Source organism: Vibrio sonorensis (assembly GCF_001854765.1).
In the GTDB taxonomy this organism is placed as follows: Bacteria; Pseudomonadota; Gammaproteobacteria; order Enterobacterales; family Vibrionaceae; genus Vibrio; species Vibrio sonorensis.
The window spans coordinates 1-15,069 of sequence record NZ_LJJE01000108.1; the positions used below are offsets into that span (position 1 = coordinate 1).

Genomic DNA, 15,069 nt, shown 5'->3' on the forward strand with positions numbered 1-15,069 from the left:
CTAGAGCAGCGGATTCCCCCGTATTTCAAAAAGAAAGCGCGTGTTGGGAGCTGGAGCGCCAGCCCGGTCGAATCTCCGGAATGCCGGCCCAGTCCAACCCTGCCATATACTAAGCCTCAGTCGAAAGACTGGGGCTTTTTTACGTTTGTAGAATATTAGCCTAGAGCAGCGGATTCCCCCGTATTTCAAAAAGAAAGCGCGTGTTGGGACTGGAGTGCCTGCTCGGTCGAATCTCCGAAATGCCGGCCCAGTCCACTCTTGCCATATACTAAGCCTCAGTCGAAAGACTGGGGCTTTTTTACGCTTGTAGAATGTCAGTCTAGAGCAGCTCCCTTGGTTAATTTATACCTATCCGCTGTTTTGTGTACTTTAAAAATCTATCTAGATGGGTAGGCTAGCTTATGTAAGGTGAATAAGGTCCCTGTAGTATTTTCAAATGGTTGTGTTTTAATTCTTGTGGTGGGTGGTGTTTTGTTCAATAAGGTATTGATTTATATAGTTGATTTAGTAAATTGAACAAAAAACTATCAAAAGGTTTATTCATGTCTACACAAGAGTTGGCTATTGGTATTGATTTAGGCACGACGAATAGTGCGATTGCCGTGTGGGAAGGTGGAAAAGCGAAGCTTATCCCTAACCCTCTCGGACTATTTCTTACTCCTTCGGTGGTTAGCGTCGATGAAGAACAAAACATCTTAGTTGGCGAAGCAGCGAAATCGCGGCTAATTACTCGTCCCGATCAGACCGCTGCGGCTTTTAAACGTTTTCTTGGTTCTGACAAAGTTTATCGCTTAGGTCGTTTGGAATTTAGACCTGAAGAGCTCTGTTCTTTAATCTTAAGGCAGCTTAAATCGGATGCAGAGGCGTACCTGAATCGCAATGTAACAGACGTGGTTATTTCTGTACCTGCTTATTTTAATGACCATCAAAGGAAACTGGTGGCTCATGCAGCAGAGCTTGCTGAACTAAATGCGGTAAGACTAATTAATGAGCCAACAGCGGCGTGTTTGGCGTATAGCCTACATGAGACCCACGAGCGCAAGTTTTTGGTCTTTGATCTTGGCGGCGGTACTTTTGATGTTACTGTCGTTGAACATCAAGAGGGCTTTATTGAGGTTAGAGCTTCAACGGGTGACAATTTACTGGGTGGAGAAGACTTTACTCATGAGCTTATTCGTTGGGTATTCGACTCTTTAGGTGACGAGGCCGATGAGTCTGATCTCATACAGTTCGCAAAAATTGCCAGTGCTTGTGAAGCAGCTAAGTGCCAAGCAACGTCGGTTAGACAGGTTGTTCTCCCTTCTCCATTTAACAGAACTCTTACCTTAGATAAGGAAGCTACAGAAGAGATTTGGAAAAATCTATTGACTCGATTATCGCGTCCAATTCGACAAGCACTAAATGATGCTCGTCTCTCACCAGATGATATCGATGAACTTGTTTTTGTCGGTGGTGCTACTCGACTCAACGAAGTACAGAAGATGGCAACTAGGTTACTAGGTCGTTTTGGCAAGAGTGAAATCGACCCAGATCTGGTCGTGGTAATTGGTGCTGTAACTCAAGCGGCGTGCAGATTAAGAGATGAAGCAGTTGAAGAGGTTATTCTTACCGATGTCAGCCCATATACTTTAGGGATATCTGTTAATCGAGATGGCAACTCAGGTGTGTTTAATCCGATTATCGAGAGAAACACGGTAGTACCAGCCTCTCGTGTCGAACGTTTTTATACTGGTTACGATGATCAAGAATATGTGTCGATTGAGGTTTACCAAGGTGAACGCATATGGGTTAGAGAAAACCTATTTATCGATGAACTAGAATTAGCGGTCCCTAAGAATAGAGCGGGTCGTGAAGCAATCGATGTTCGCTTTAGCTACGATATAAACGGTCTATTAGAAGTTGATGTCACCGTGGTATCAACGGGAGAGAGTAAACTCAAGCTTATTGATCGAACCGCAAAAGGCCTTGATGAAGAAGCCAAACAAAGAAGCATAGAACGACTGGCTCAGCTTAAACTACATCCTCGTGACGCTATTCCTAATATCACGCTGATGGAGAAACTAAATCGCCTTTATGAGGAACATCTATCGAACGAAAGACATCACATTAGCCAACTGATTTTTCTATTTAATTCGGTATTGGAAAGCCAAGATCACGTTAAAATTAAAAAAGCGGTTGAGCAAATAAATCGCGAGCTGCTGGCTTATGAATAACCTAGCTGGCCTCAGGGCCAGCTAGCTTTGATGCGTTATCCTAGTATTCGATCTAAATCTACTTTCTTACCCTTTATTATCTTGCGCGCCCAGCCATTATTTACGTAAAGCTTGGACATACGAGATAAGTAATACAAAAGTGACAGGAAGAAACACATCGATAAGAAGGTAAGTCCTGTAATCGTCCCGAAGAAAAGATACGCCAAAGGAAATGTATAAACATTGCTCTTATTGTAACTCGCTGGTAGACCCTTTGATATTGTTCTTGCAGTTAGTACAAAGACGGCAATTAACCAGCCAAAAATCAAGAAGGGATTACTCGTATCTAAGAAGCCTATGATAGGAACAAGAGCGAGATTACCCAAAATATATGTTGAAAATGCTCTCCATTTACTACTTGTTATCTTTGCTACTCCGTTGGCAAGGTCGTAGTCTAGTTTGTCTTGATACATCTCTTCAAGAGCTGAAATGGCTATGTCTGTCGCGACTTGTTGTTCACCGGACTGTTCCTCTCGTCGCTTAAATAGAGCCCTCAGCTCCGTTATATCATCCCCCTGCTGGTTTATACCTAGGTGTAACTGAGACAACAATATGCACATTGGAAAGTGGAAGGCTTTGGCATCATCTTCTGGTTTAACATTGACTAACTGATTGGAAGGTGTGAACCAATCTTTGTTCGTTGTTAAGTAAGCTCTAAGTGCAGCCGCTTCTTTAAATTTGAACTCATCTTGGTACAAACCTTTATTTTGGACTTCCTGTGCGAGATAGCCTCGCTGCCAGTTCACGAGTGTGCGTAGGTTATCTGCTTTGTAAGAGTAATGAGCAGCAAGGACGTTCCAAATAACGATAGCAGCATCAATGTGTGTAGTTTGCCACACTCGACAAAGCGCTAAGCAAGCAAAATAGTCACCGGCTCTGGCATTGGCGATAAGTTCTTCTTCAACCACGTTTTGAATAAGCCACTCTACTTGATTTACGGTGACATAATGAAAGGTAAATTGATCTGGATAGTTTGCTAAGTTACGAGCTTTGTCATAGGCATAACTTTGTTCTTTAACAAAATCGAGTAGAGCGATAAAGGCGCTGTCTTTGTCTATTTCTTCTAGGCTTGGCAGTTGTTCTAGAGCGCTTTCAAGCTTTGGATCATTTGGTGACAAGTAAGCGTAAAAAAATTCTGCCCACACCATTGAGTGTTCTGAGCGAATCTTGTTCCAAGGAGAGGTGAGTTCAAACTCTGGGTTGACGAACCGACCAAAGAGAAGTCGATATAGTTTTGTATCAACGGTATCGGTGTCATTGATAATCTCAGCGGTTAGGATTTCTTTTTCTACAAGAAGCTTGAACCACTGATCGGGAATAAATGGGTGGCGAAGTAAACAGTTAATCCACTCGGGAGCGGTCATAGATACCGCTTCTTCTTCGGTCAAGCTTGCGTCTTCAAACCATCCGGGTTGCCCGTAGGCTTGCAACTTTTCAAAAATAGGTTGGCTCAACTGTGATTCTGCGATTTTTACTCTTAGCCACTCGTTTACAATCGTATGCAGTAGGGCTAGTTCTGGATCGTTTAGGCTAGGGGTTTCTAAAATGGAATCATTTAGACTTCGATAACTGCCGTGTAATCCCAACCATAGTTTTTCATAGATTGAATCATATTGGTCTCCTTTGAGCTGTAAGTTAAGAACGGTGGATACGCTGGTTGATTCTAACCCCTCAATTTCATCTCTGAGCCAGTGGTGTGTAATGGGATCAGTATGACCTCCAGGTATTTCTGCAAGTTCCGCAAGCCAATAGGCCTTTGGCATTGGCCAAAATTGATCAGATAGAAACGCATATATTAGTGCTTTGTCTGTACACTTGGACTTGTTGACTTGGTATTGAACTTGGCAGTACTCGGCATAGTTATGAGTGTCGTAAAGCGGTTTACTAAGTGGTTCTATGAGCTCATCTTTGCCTAGGCGAAATGCAATTTGTATAACAGTCACTCTCTGTTCAACACTTAAAGATTGGAAAAAATGATGGCAGATATGATCAAATAGGGCTTCTAACAGCTTGTTGTGATGATTGGTTGCAAGTAATGCCTGAGCAAGGGCTATCGAGGCTTTGAAGTTCAAAAACGCAAAAGTAGCAGCGTGGTTTAACCACTGGCTTACTTGCTCAATATTTGAATCGCTAAGCGCTTTGGCTAACGAGCAGTTGAAACTCAGGCAGTTCCTTTGCTGGGCATGACTCATTTGGTCGAGTTCACTTAATGTGAAGTACTCATCTTGTTCGCACCAGTTTTTAAGCCTGTAACCTAGCTCTTGGCTATCTTCACTTAGTTCTATTAAAGAGTGCCAATCGAAACATTGCCAAAGCTTGTTTACCAAACTTGGTGGAAGCCAATTGCGTTGGGTGATCAAATCTAACACCGGTTGATTTAAAGCAGAGAAATGGACGATGGGGAGTTGTTGGACCTCATTAACCCAGTTATCCCAAGATTTTTCTTTAAAGCGCAACTCATGATCAGAGAGTAAGTTTTTTAACTGATCTAAAAGTGGAGCGTGGGGAGGCGATGTAGAGGTCTCTTCATTGCATTGGTTACAATAAGTTTGTGTTTCTATGGGGGCAAAAAAGTCAAAAGGCTCTTCATCTTGCTCTTTTTCCTCCAAGTATTTCAACCCAGCTTCGTAAGCTTCCCTGACGCGTTTAAAGCCTTCTGGATCGTCTTCTGGGTGGTGTTTTCTTATTTTACTTCGGTAGGCAGCCTTTAACTCTTTCTCGTCAAAATCTGTAGAGAGCTCCAAGAGAGTAAAAAAATCCATGTTAAACCCCCTCACTGTCGTTGAAAGTGTCAGGCAGAGTAGTCGGCATAGCAACTTTTGGTAGTTTGGTGTCCCATGGCGAAGAGAAGTATCCCTGCTCAAAGAGTTTTGAAATTTCTGCAAAGTTTCTCTGGTAGCCGGGGGAATAGCCAAAGTTGTGAAGTACTTTGATCTTGTCATCGGGATCTTGGTCATCATTGCGATAACTCATCATATGACGACCTAAAACAAAGCTATTTGTGAACTGTCGCCACGACGCAAACGAACCTTGGCTAGCAATGGCAAATCGATGGATGATATAGCGTACTTCGTCTTTTGATAGCCAGCCTATGTAGTAACATTGGCGCGCCAGAAAGCAACCTCTTGCCAGATCCCAAGCCAGAAAGCCAGAACTACCAGCGAGAGAATAGACAGTATCAATAAAACTCAGTTCTTCTTTTACTTGAATACTAGGTGCACTATCGATACTTGCTTTCCACTTGTGTCTGCTTTGGCATGCTCTGGAACTAACAGCATTTTTCCACATATCGCCGAGAAAGCGACCTCGTAGAAGAAGCAATATAGTGCGAATGGCCTCTTGCTTAGCGACGATTTCCCAGTCAGCTTGTAACTCTTCAATGACTTCTTCCACTTCTGGTGAATCGGTATAGATCCCAAGTTCCAAGTAATCTTTTTCATGGTACATGTACTGAAAGTGGGGTACAGCGATAGTTAGGGTCCAGTGTTCACTCTTGGACGCGGTAAACTCTTTGGGAAGCGTGTAATTCATGGTTAACAAGGCTACAGATATTCAATTAGGTTCCTAGATTATCTGATTTGTATTGAAAATTCGTGGAGTCACTTCAAGAAAATTAGTGTAGGTAAGAGGTTTAATTATTGAAAAGAAAGGTGTTTTTCTTATGGCGTCAAAAATGGGCGTTTAGTTTTGAATTCATTTTATTGATGCCTTTTTCATAACTGATGTTTTTCTATACCTTTGATTGTGCCTCCCTAAGCAGGCAGCGAGCTCTGTCACTGTGTGCTTACTTTGGTTTGCCACTACTCTTCCCCCAGAGTAGTGGCTCTTTTCACCGGATACAAAAAAGGCCCGCTAGAAATAGCGGGCCTTTTATCAGCTGTGACGGAGCTTTTTTATTTTAGGATGGCTTCGTTGCCATTTTCGCGGATATGTTTAAGCGTCGCTTTAACACCGCGTGCACTTCCAGAAACAATGTTTCCTGAAGTCATGTAATTGGTACCGCCAGCGAAATCTGTAACGATAGCACCAGCTTCACGAGCAATGAGTTCACCCGCAGCTAGATCCCAAGGCTTTAGGCCTAACTCGAAGAAGCCGTCGACACGACCAGCTGCAACGTAGCATAGGTCAAGTGCCGCAGAGCCAGTGCGACGGAAATCAGCACACTCTACAAATAGGGATGAAAGGATTTTTAAGTAAGATTCAGAGTGCTGCTTCTGCTTGTATGGGAAGCCAGTCGCAAGAACCGCACCTTGAAGATCTTTAATTGGGGTTACGCGAATACGAGCGTTGTTTAGCTGAGCACCAGAGCCACGCTGTGCAGTAAACAGTTCGTTTAGCATTGGGTCGTATACACAAGCAACTTCAGTTTTACCTTTGATGCGAACAGCAATAGAAACTGAGAAGTGAGGTAAACCTTTAACAAAGTTGGTTGTGCCATCCAGTGGGTCAATGATCCATTGTACTTCGTTATCTTTACCTTCAATTAGACCATTTTCTTCAGCGACGATGCTGTGGTCTGGGTAAGAGCTCTTGATAACGTCAATAATTAAAGCTTCAGCTTCTTTATCAACATTAGTCACAAAGTCATTAGTGCCTTTCTGAGAAGATTCAATCTTCTCTGCATTTTCAAGAGATTTAGCAATATGGTTGCCTGCCTTTCGCGCAGCGCGAATGGCAATATTAAGCATTGGATGCATATATTTTTCCCAACGGATGTTAAAGAACAGAAAACGGGCGGCAGTATACCAGAGTCTTTGCAAAAGGGAAGTGGTGTTTTTTTGAGCTTTCAATCAAAAGGCATTTTTGATCCTGACTATTTTGCTCAGGTATATGATACTATGCCGCCGATTTTTTCTATTACGTTTCTGTTACGGATATTCTATGTTAGGCAACATTAAGGTCGTACTCGTCGGTACCTCTCACTCTGGAAATATTGGCTCTGCAGCGAGGGCAATGAAAGTGATGGGACTTAGCCAAATGGTTCTAGTTGATCCTCAATGTGAAGTGGACTCACAAGCGGTGGCTTTGGCCGCGGGCGCAAGTGAGATTGCACTAAACGCTCAAGTATTCGCGACAATGGAAGAAGCGGTGAAAGATTGCGGTTTGGTAGTAGGAACAAGCGCGCGTTCCAGAACTCTTGATTGGCCTATGCTAGAACCAAGAGAGTGTGGCGTAAAACTAGTTGAACAAGGTGAGAGCACCCCTGTAGCCATGGTATTTGGCCGCGAGAGAACGGGCCTCACCAACGAAGAGTTACAGCTCTGCCACTATCACGTTTGTATCCCAGCAAACCCTGAATATAGTTCGCTTAATTTAGCAATGGCGGTTCAAACTTTATCCTATGAAGCGCGAATGGCTTTCTTGGAAAAAGAGCGCAGTCAGTTTCCAGCAGAAGAAGTGGTGGAATATCCGAGGCACGATGATTTAGAGAGATTTTTCTCGCACCTTGAAAAGGTATTAACGGAAACAGATTTCATTGACCCTGCTCAGCCGGGTAAAGTCATGAACAAATTGCGCCGTCTATACACTAGGGCCCGACCTGAATCGCAAGAGTTAAATATCTTGAGAGGTATGTTAACGGCGACAGAAAAGAGCATGAAACAAAAGAAATAGCTTTATTATCGGTTTGTTACTAATACCTGACTATTTTAGTCAAATATATACTTGACTAAAATAGTCAGGTATGGAAAAATTCACTCCACATAAACGATGTGGATATGGTGTATTTTATGAGACTGACTTCGAAAGGAAGATACGCAGTAACGGCAATGTTGGATGTAGCGCTTCACTCGCAACAAAATCCAGTGCCTTTGGCTGATATTTCAGAAAGACAGGGCATTTCTTTGTCTTACCTAGAACAACTGTTTTCTAAGCTTCGCAAAGCCGGTTTAGTAGCAAGCGTTCGTGGCCCAGGTGGTGGTTATCGCCTAGGTGAAGATGCTTACACTATCGCTGTAGGAACCATTATCGCTGCTGTCGACGAGTCAGTAGATGCAACTAAATGCAACGGTAAAGGTGATTGTCAGGGCGGAACTCGCTGTCTGACTCACACGCTTTGGCGTGATTTAAGTTCTCGCATCAGTGACTTTTTAAACAACATCACTCTTGGTGAGTTGATGACTGATAACGAAGTATTAGAAATTTCAGATCGTCAGGATCTAGACCTGGTGGTTAATCATGGGTTGGCTAACAATAATATAAACACCGCGCCCATCGGTGTGAATGTCCGTTCTTAACGGTCAGCTAGTTACATTGGAGTAGAGAATGAAACTGCCTATTTATTTTGACTATTCGGCTACTTGCCCGGTTGATCCCCGTGTGGCCGAAAAAATGGTTCAGTATATGACGATGGACGGGACCTTTGGTAACCCAGCATCACGTTCGCATCGTTACGGCTGGCAGGCAGAAGAAGCGGTAGATAACGCTCGAGAGCAAGTTGCAGATCTATTAAATGCCGACCCTCGTGAAATCGTCTGGACATCAGGCGCCACTGAGTCAAACAACTTAGCAATAAAAGGTGCAGCACACTTTTACTCTAAAAAAGGTAAACATGTTATTACCTGTAAAACAGAGCACAAGGCAGTGCTAGACCCTTGCCGTCAGCTAGAGCGTGAAGGTTTTGAAGTCACGTATCTAGAGCCTGAGGCAAATGGTCTTATCAACCTTAAAAAGCTTGAAGAAGCGATGCGTGAAGATACGGTTCTGGTTTCTATCATGCACGTAAACAACGAGATTGGTGTAATCCAAGATATTGCGTCAATCGGCGAACTATGTCGCGAGCGCAAGATTATTTTCCATGTCGATGCTGCTCAATCAACGGGTAAGCTGCCAATCGATGTAAAAGAGCTCAAGGTTGATTTGATCTCTATGTCAGCGCACAAGATCTACGGGCCTAAAGGCATTGGAGCACTATACGTACGCCGCAAACCTCGTATACGTCTAGAAGCGCAGATGCACGGTGGTGGACACGAACGTGGTTTCCGTTCAGGTACGCTAGCGACACACCAGATCGTTGGAATGGGTGAAGCTTGCCGTATTGCTAAAGAAGACATGCAAAAAGATTACGATCACGCTCTGTCTCTTCGCAATCGCCTTCTAGAAGGTGTGAAAGAGATGGAAGCAGTAACCATTAACGGAGACCTAGATCAAAGACTTCCAAACAACCTAAACATCAGCTTTGCTTTTGTTGAAGGTGAATCCCTATTGATGTCTTTGAAAGATCTAGCGGTTTCTTCTGGTAGTGCTTGTACTTCAGCGAGCTTAGAGCCTTCGTACGTTCTACGTGCACTGGGTCTAGATGATGAACTAGCACATAGCTCAATTCGTTTCTCGTTCGGTCGTTTCTCTACCGAAGAAGAAGTGGATTACGCAATTAACCAAATTCGTGTTGCAGTTGAGAAGCTGCGAGACATGTCTCCTCTTTGGGATATGTATAAAGAGGGTGTGGACCTGAGCACAGTTGAGTGGGCTCACCACTAATCATTCCAAGGAAATAGAGGATTCGAGGTAAAGTATTATGGCATATAGCGAAAAAGTAATAGATCACTACGAGAACCCACGTAACGTCGGTTCATTCGATAAAGAAGATCCACACGTTGGTAGTGGCATGGTTGGTGCTCCTGCTTGTGGTGACGTCATGAAACTTCAAATAAAGGTAACACCTGAAGGTATTATCGAAGATGCGAAGTTCAAAACATACGGTTGTGGTAGCGCAATCGCTTCTAGCTCGCTAGTGACTGAGTGGGTGAAAGGCAAAAGTATTGATGAAGCCGCTGAAATCAAGAATGCTGAAATTGCTGAAGAACTTGAACTACCACCGGTAAAAGTTCACTGCTCTATCTTGGCTGAAGATGCGATCAAAGCAGCGGTTGCAGACTACAAGAAAAAACACCAAGAATAAGCAAATCGTAATATAATGGGAGTCAATCGCTCCCATTCCATTCGCAGACAAGTAGATTAAGGTGCAGTATGGCCATCACAATGACAGAGACAGCAGCAAGTCGAGTTAAATCATTCTTAGACAACCGAGGTAAAGGTATCGGATTGCGTCTGGGTGTGAAAACGACGGGTTGTTCAGGTATGGCATATGTACTTGAGTTTGTTGACGATCTAGAAGATGGCGATCAAGTATTTGAACACGAAGGCGTCAAAGTAATTATTGATCCAAAGAGTCTCGTATACCTCGATGGCACTGAGCTAGATTATGTGAAAGAAGGGTTGAATGAGGGCTTCGAGTTCAACAACCCTAATGCAAAAAGTGAATGTGGTTGTGGTGAGAGCTTCAACGTCTAGTGATTTTGCCTCCTACTGAAGCACATTAGGAGGCTTGACCAAGGATCATATTCTCTATGAATCATTTTGAATTGTTTGGGCTACCAAGTCAGTTTGTTCTGGATGGTAGCCTTCTTTCTTCTCAGTTTAGAGAACTACAAAAACGCTTTCATCCAGACAACTTTGCCACGGCATCAGAGCGAGATCGACTCATGGCGGTACAAAAAGCCGCACAGATTAATGATGCTTACCAAGTGTTGAAGAACCCTATCTCGCGGGCCGAGTATCTGTTGTCAGAGAATGGAATAGAGTTAAAAGGCGAGCAACAAACAATGCAGGATCCTATGTTCTTAATGGAACAAATGGAACTGCGCGAGGAGTTAGAATCGATTGCTAACCTTGCGGAAGCGGAAGATGCATTGTTTGACTTTGATGCCCGCGTATCAAAAATGTATAAACAGCAACTATCAGCCATCGAAGAAGAATTAGACCAAGCTAAATGGCAATTGGCAGCTGATAGAGTTAGAAAACTAAAATTTATCGCCAAACTGAAGCATGAAATAGAATTAGTAGAGGAAAAGTTGCTCGACTAGTTCTTACACAAGGACAAGCAATGGCATTACTTCAAATAGCAGAACCGGGCCAAAGCTCGGCACCACATGAACACAAACTGGCGGCAGGTATAGATCTTGGCACAACTAACTCTCTGGTTGCGTCAGTAAGAAGTGGTGATGCGTCAACATTAGAAGATGACAATGGGCGTAGCATTTTACCCTCAGTGGTGAACTACGCTAATACTGAAACCGTTATTGGTCATGAAGCGAAGGCTATGGCGGAGCAGCAGCCAGAAGATACCGTTATCTCGGTAAAAAGACTGCTTGGCCGCTCATTGGCAGATATTGAGAAACGCTACCCATCACTTCCTTATCGTTTTGAAGCCTCTGATAACGGTTTGCCAATTATCAAAACGGCTCAAGGTAATAAAAACCCAGTCGAAATCTCAGCAGATATTCTACGAGTGTTAGGTCAGCGTGCGGAGCAGACTCTGGGCGGTGAACTTGCAGGTGTTGTTATAACCGTTCCGGCCTACTTTGACGACGCGCAACGAGCGGGTACCAAAGACGCGGCGAAATTGGCTGGTTTGCACGTACTGCGTTTGTTAAATGAACCGACAGCAGCAGCGATTGCTTATGGTTTAGACTCAGGTCAGGAAGGGGTGATTGCCGTTTATGACCTAGGTGGCGGTACGTTCGATGTATCGATATTACGTCTGTCAAAAGGCGTTTTTGAAGTGTTAGCAACAGGGGGGGATTCCGCTCTGGGTGGTGATGATTTTGACCACTTGGTTGCCGATTACATCATTGAGCAAGCGGGTCTTACTCAACCGCTAAGTGCCGAACACAACCGAATGGTATTAAACGCAGCAACCGCGGCCAAAATCTCGTTTTCTCAGCAGCAATCAGCAGAGATTGATGTATTGGGCTGGAAAGGCACACTGAGCCGTGAGCAGTTTGAAGATCTCATTCGCCCACTGGTTAAGAAAACACTGATGTCTTGCAGACGCGCATTAAAAGATGCTGACGTCGAAATAGAAGACGTTTTAGAAGTCGTTATGGTTGGTGGCTCCACTCGTACTTTGCTAGTTCGAGAAATGGTTGGAGAATTCTTTGAACGCCCACCTCTTACTTCTATTAACCCTGATGAAGTAGTGGCGATTGGCGCGGGTATTCAAGCGGATATTCTTGCTGGAAACAAGCCTGACTCTGAAATGTTACTTCTGGATGTTATTCCGCTCTCTCTTGGTATTGAAACCATGGGCGGGCTGGTGGAAAAAATTATCCCGCGAAATACCACGATTCCAGTAGCCAGAGCTCAAGAGTTTACGACCTTTAAAGATGGACAGACTGCGATGAGTGTTCACGTAGTCCAAGGTGAGCGTGAGATGGTAGACGACTGTCGTTCTCTTGCTCGTTTTTCTCTAAAGGGCATCCCTGCAATGGCTGCTGGTGCGGCGCATATTCGCGTAACTTATCAGGTTGATGCGGATGCCTACTCAGTGTGACGGCGATGGAAAAGAGCACTGGTGTCCAGTCTGAGATACAGGTGAAGCATCTTACGGGCTTAGTGACGACGAAGTCGCCAATATGCTTAAGGACTCTATGACCTATGCTAAAGAGGATATGCAAGCTCGTGCTTTAGCAGAGCAACGAGTCGAAGCAGATAGAGTCATTGAAGGTTTACTTGCTGCGATGCAGCAAGACGGCGATGACCTTCTTAATGAAGACGAAAGGACTCAGCTTATTCAAGCTATTGAACGCTTGATTGAGGTGCGTAATGGGAAGGATGCAGACGCGATTGAACTGGGAATAAAAGAAACCGATAAAGCCAGTCAAGAGTTCGCTTCCCGTCGAATGGATAAATCCATTAGGGCTGCCCTATCAGGCCAGTCTGTAGATGATATTTAAGAGAAAGTAGTTATGCCTAAAATTATAGTTCTACCACACGAAGATCTTTGCCCTGAAGGTGCTGTACTGGAAGCAGCCAAGGGCGATACCGTTCTCGATGTGGCTTTAAAAAATGGCATTGGCATTGAGCATGCGTGTGAAAAATCTTGTGCCTGTACGACTTGTCACGTCATTATTCGCGAAGGCTTTGACTCTTTGGAAGAAAGTGATGAGCTAGAAGATGACATGTTAGATAAGGCGTGGGGATTAGAGCCAGAATCTCGTTTGGGCTGTCAGGCCGCTATCGAAGATGAAGATTTGGTTGTGGAGATCCCTAAATACACCTTGAACCATGCTAGTGAAGATCACTAAGTTAACGCGTTAGAAAGGAAGCAATGATGAAGTGGACAGACTCGAGAGACATCGCAATCGAACTTTGCGATAAGTTTCCAGACATGGATCCTAAGACCGTTCGTTTTACCGACTTACACCAATGGATAACGGAGTTAGAAGACTTTGACGACGAGCCTAATCGCTCGAACGAGAAGATCTTAGAAGCCGTCATCCTGTGTTGGTTGGATGAGTGGGACTAAAGCCAAAGTACAGAGTTAACAGTTTCTACTAAAAAAGGCGGACCTTAGGGTTCGTTTTTTTATCTAATTGACATTTTCCCTGTACATAATGCTAACATCCTAAGGTTATTAGAAAAGAAACCAACCAGTTAGGGTTGGAAAAGACAAGGAGAAACCATGTCTAATCAGATGTCGGTATTTTTAAGCCAAGAACAGGCTGCACCTCAGTGGGGTGACAAAGCCATCCTTTCATTCTCTGAAAATGGGTCAACCATTCATTTGGGCGAAGGACATGACTTTGGCGCGATTCAAAAAGCGGCTAGGAAACTAGAATCTCAAGGTGTTCACAACATTCTACTTAGTGGTGAAGGTTGGGACTTAGAAAGTGTTTGGTCTTTCCATCAAGGTTACAGAGGACCGAAAAAGAAAACGCAACTCGAATGGCCAGAGCTCATAGCCGACGATCAAGCTGAGTTGATGGCTCGAATTAAAGCGACAGATTTCACCCGCGATATTGTCAACAAGCCAGCGGAAGAAGTGGCTCCACGCCAGTTGGCGACAATGGCGGCAGAGTTTATCAAGTCAGTTGCGCCGGAAGGCACGGTAAAGGCTCGAATTGTCAAAGACAAAGATTTGCTTGCGGAAGGCTGGGAAGGCATTTTTGCTGTTGGTCGTGGCTCTGAGCGCACTTCGGCAATGCTCCAACTCGATTACAACCCTACTGGCGACGAAAATGCACCAGTATGGGCGTGTCTAGTGGGCAAAGGTATTACTTTCGACTCTGGCGGTTATAGCATCAAGCATCGGGCTTTATGACTGCAATGAAAGCCGACATGGGTGGCTCCGGCACTATCACCGGTGGCTTAGGGCTTGCGATCATGCGCGGCCTAAATAAGCGCGTTAAGCTTATTCTGTGTTGTGCAGAAAACATGATCTCGGGTCGAGCGATTAAACTTGGTGATGTGATCAAATACAAGAATGGCAAAACCGTTGAAATCATGAATACGGACGCTGAAGGTCGCTTAGTATTGGCGGATGGCCTTATCTATGCGAGCGAGCAAAATCCAGAACTGATCATCGACTGTGCGACACTCACTGGTGCAGCTAAAAGTGCATTAGGCAATGACTTTCACGCGTTAATGAGTTTTGATGAAGAGCTATCTCATCATGCGCTTACTGCTGCGCGTGAGGAAAAGGAAGGATTGTGGCCTTTGCCTCTAGCCGACTTCCACCGTGGTATGTTACCTTCAAACTTTGCTGACCTGTCTAACATTAGCAGTGGTGATTATTCGCCAGGTGCTAGCACAGCCGCTGCTTTCCTCTCTTATTTTGTTGAAGACTACAAAAAGGGGTGGTTGCATTTCGATTGTGCGGCGACTTATCGCAAATCATCGACCGATAAGTGGGCGGCAGGAGCAACAGGGGTTGGGGTTAGAACCTTAGCTCGCATTTTGACTCAGCAAGCAGAAAAATAACTTGGTTGACCACGAGTCTTTCAAGAAGATAACAAATAACGAAACAAATAAAGGA

The 15,069-nt window shown here is 44.2% G+C and carries 12 protein-coding genes and 2 pseudogenes; 11 read left to right on the forward strand and 3 right to left on the reverse strand.

All coding sequences use genetic code 11. The features are described 5' to 3' along the window. Positions 1–542 precede the first annotated feature (542 nt). Complete coding sequence (locus BLO31_RS19305; protein ID WP_070970667.1) at positions 543–2,213, forward strand: Hsp70 family protein; 1,671 nt, start codon at positions 543–545, stop codon at positions 2,211–2,213. A gap of 35 nt (positions 2,214–2,248) precedes the next feature. Here BLO31_RS19305 and BLO31_RS19310 read toward each other — a convergent pair whose 3' ends face one another. The 3 genes from BLO31_RS19310 to suhB all read right to left on the reverse strand — a co-directional run bounded on the left by BLO31_RS19310 (position 2,249) and on the right by suhB (position 6,949). Continuing rightward, positions 2,249–5,014, reverse strand: coding sequence for a DnaJ domain-containing protein (locus BLO31_RS19310; RefSeq protein WP_070970670.1), 2,766 nt, complete (start codon positions 5,012–5,014; stop codon positions 2,249–2,251). 1 nt (position 5,015) lies between these two features. Beyond that, positions 5,016–5,783 (reverse strand): DUF1266 domain-containing protein, encoded by a 768-nt coding sequence (locus BLO31_RS19315; RefSeq protein ID WP_070970673.1) that lies wholly within the window; start codon positions 5,781–5,783, stop codon positions 5,016–5,018. Between the two features lie 362 nt (positions 5,784–6,145). After that, positions 6,146–6,949, reverse strand: coding sequence for an inositol-1-monophosphatase (suhB, locus tag BLO31_RS19320; RefSeq protein WP_070970676.1), 804 nt, complete (start codon positions 6,947–6,949; stop codon positions 6,146–6,148). Between the two features lie 184 nt (positions 6,950–7,133). Between suhB and trmJ the strand changes: the two genes are divergently transcribed. The 10 genes and pseudogenes from trmJ (at position 7,134) to pepB (ending at position 15,014) form a co-directional block, all read left to right on the forward strand. Continuing rightward, positions 7,134–7,865 (forward strand): tRNA (cytosine(32)/uridine(32)-2'-O)-methyltransferase TrmJ, encoded by a 732-nt coding sequence (gene trmJ / locus BLO31_RS19330; RefSeq protein WP_070970682.1) that lies wholly within the window; start codon positions 7,134–7,136, stop codon positions 7,863–7,865. A gap of 116 nt (positions 7,866–7,981) precedes the next feature. Then, entirely contained in the window at positions 7,982–8,488 is a 507-nt protein-coding gene (gene iscR / locus BLO31_RS19335) for a Fe-S cluster assembly transcriptional regulator IscR (protein ID WP_084659940.1), read from the forward strand. Between the two features lie 28 nt (positions 8,489–8,516). Continuing rightward, the gene (locus BLO31_RS19340; protein WP_070970688.1) at positions 8,517–9,731 is read left to right on the forward strand and encodes an IscS subfamily cysteine desulfurase; all 1,215 of its coding nucleotides are present in this window, start codon (positions 8,517–8,519) and stop codon (positions 9,729–9,731) included. Positions 9,732–9,768: 37 nt separating this feature from the next. Beyond that, positions 9,769–10,152, forward strand: a complete 384-nt coding sequence (gene iscU, locus BLO31_RS19345; protein ID WP_070970690.1) for a Fe-S cluster assembly scaffold IscU — start codon at positions 9,769–9,771, stop codon at positions 10,150–10,152. A gap of 68 nt (positions 10,153–10,220) precedes the next feature. Beyond that, the gene (iscA, locus tag BLO31_RS19350; RefSeq protein ID WP_070970692.1) at positions 10,221–10,544 is read left to right on the forward strand and encodes an iron-sulfur cluster assembly protein IscA; all 324 of its coding nucleotides are present in this window, start codon (positions 10,221–10,223) and stop codon (positions 10,542–10,544) included. 56 nt (positions 10,545–10,600) lie between these two features. Beyond that, entirely contained in the window at positions 10,601–11,116 is a 516-nt protein-coding gene (gene hscB / locus BLO31_RS19355) for a co-chaperone HscB (protein WP_070970695.1), read from the forward strand. 20 nt (positions 11,117–11,136) lie between these two features. Beyond that, positions 11,137–12,988 (forward strand): annotated as a pseudogene (hscA, locus tag BLO31_RS19360) (Fe-S protein assembly chaperone HscA). A 12-nt stretch (positions 12,989–13,000) separates the two neighbouring features. Then, entirely contained in the window at positions 13,001–13,339 is a 339-nt protein-coding gene (gene fdx / locus BLO31_RS19365) for an ISC system 2Fe-2S type ferredoxin (RefSeq protein WP_070970700.1), read from the forward strand. Positions 13,340–13,365: 26 nt separating this feature from the next. Continuing rightward, positions 13,366–13,560, forward strand: a complete 195-nt coding sequence (gene iscX, locus BLO31_RS19370; RefSeq protein WP_070970702.1) for a Fe-S cluster assembly protein IscX — start codon at positions 13,366–13,368, stop codon at positions 13,558–13,560. A 156-nt stretch (positions 13,561–13,716) separates the two neighbouring features. After that, a pseudogene (gene pepB, locus BLO31_RS19375) lies at positions 13,717–15,014 on the forward strand (aminopeptidase PepB). Positions 15,015–15,069 lie beyond the last annotated feature (55 nt).

Excerpts from the sequence above, each read along its gene's own strand:
- BLO31_RS19305 (WP_070970667.1), top strand. The coding sequence starts at position 543 with ATGTCTACACAAGAGTTGGCTATTGGTATTGATTTAGGCACGACGAAT.
- iscX (WP_070970702.1), top strand. The coding sequence starts at position 13,366 with ATGAAGTGGACAGACTCGAGAGACATCGCAATCGAACTTTGCGATAAG.
- BLO31_RS19310 (WP_070970670.1), bottom strand. The coding sequence starts at position 5,014 with ATGGATTTTTTTACTCTCTTGGAGCTCTCTACAGATTTTGACGAGAAA.
- BLO31_RS19315 (WP_070970673.1), bottom strand. The coding sequence starts at position 5,783 with ATGAATTACACGCTTCCCAAAGAGTTTACCGCGTCCAAGAGTGAACAC.
- iscU (WP_070970690.1), top strand. The coding sequence starts at position 9,769 with ATGGCATATAGCGAAAAAGTAATAGATCACTACGAGAACCCACGTAAC.
- BLO31_RS19340 (WP_070970688.1), top strand. The coding sequence starts at position 8,517 with ATGAAACTGCCTATTTATTTTGACTATTCGGCTACTTGCCCGGTTGAT.
- trmJ (WP_070970682.1), top strand. The coding sequence starts at position 7,134 with ATGTTAGGCAACATTAAGGTCGTACTCGTCGGTACCTCTCACTCTGGA.
- iscA (WP_070970692.1), top strand. The coding sequence starts at position 10,221 with ATGGCCATCACAATGACAGAGACAGCAGCAAGTCGAGTTAAATCATTC.
- hscB (WP_070970695.1), top strand. The coding sequence starts at position 10,601 with ATGAATCATTTTGAATTGTTTGGGCTACCAAGTCAGTTTGTTCTGGAT.
- iscR (WP_084659940.1), top strand. The coding sequence starts at position 7,982 with ATGAGACTGACTTCGAAAGGAAGATACGCAGTAACGGCAATGTTGGAT.
- suhB (WP_070970676.1), bottom strand. The coding sequence starts at position 6,949 with ATGCATCCAATGCTTAATATTGCCATTCGCGCTGCGCGAAAGGCAGGC.
- fdx (WP_070970700.1), top strand. The coding sequence starts at position 13,001 with ATGCCTAAAATTATAGTTCTACCACACGAAGATCTTTGCCCTGAAGGT.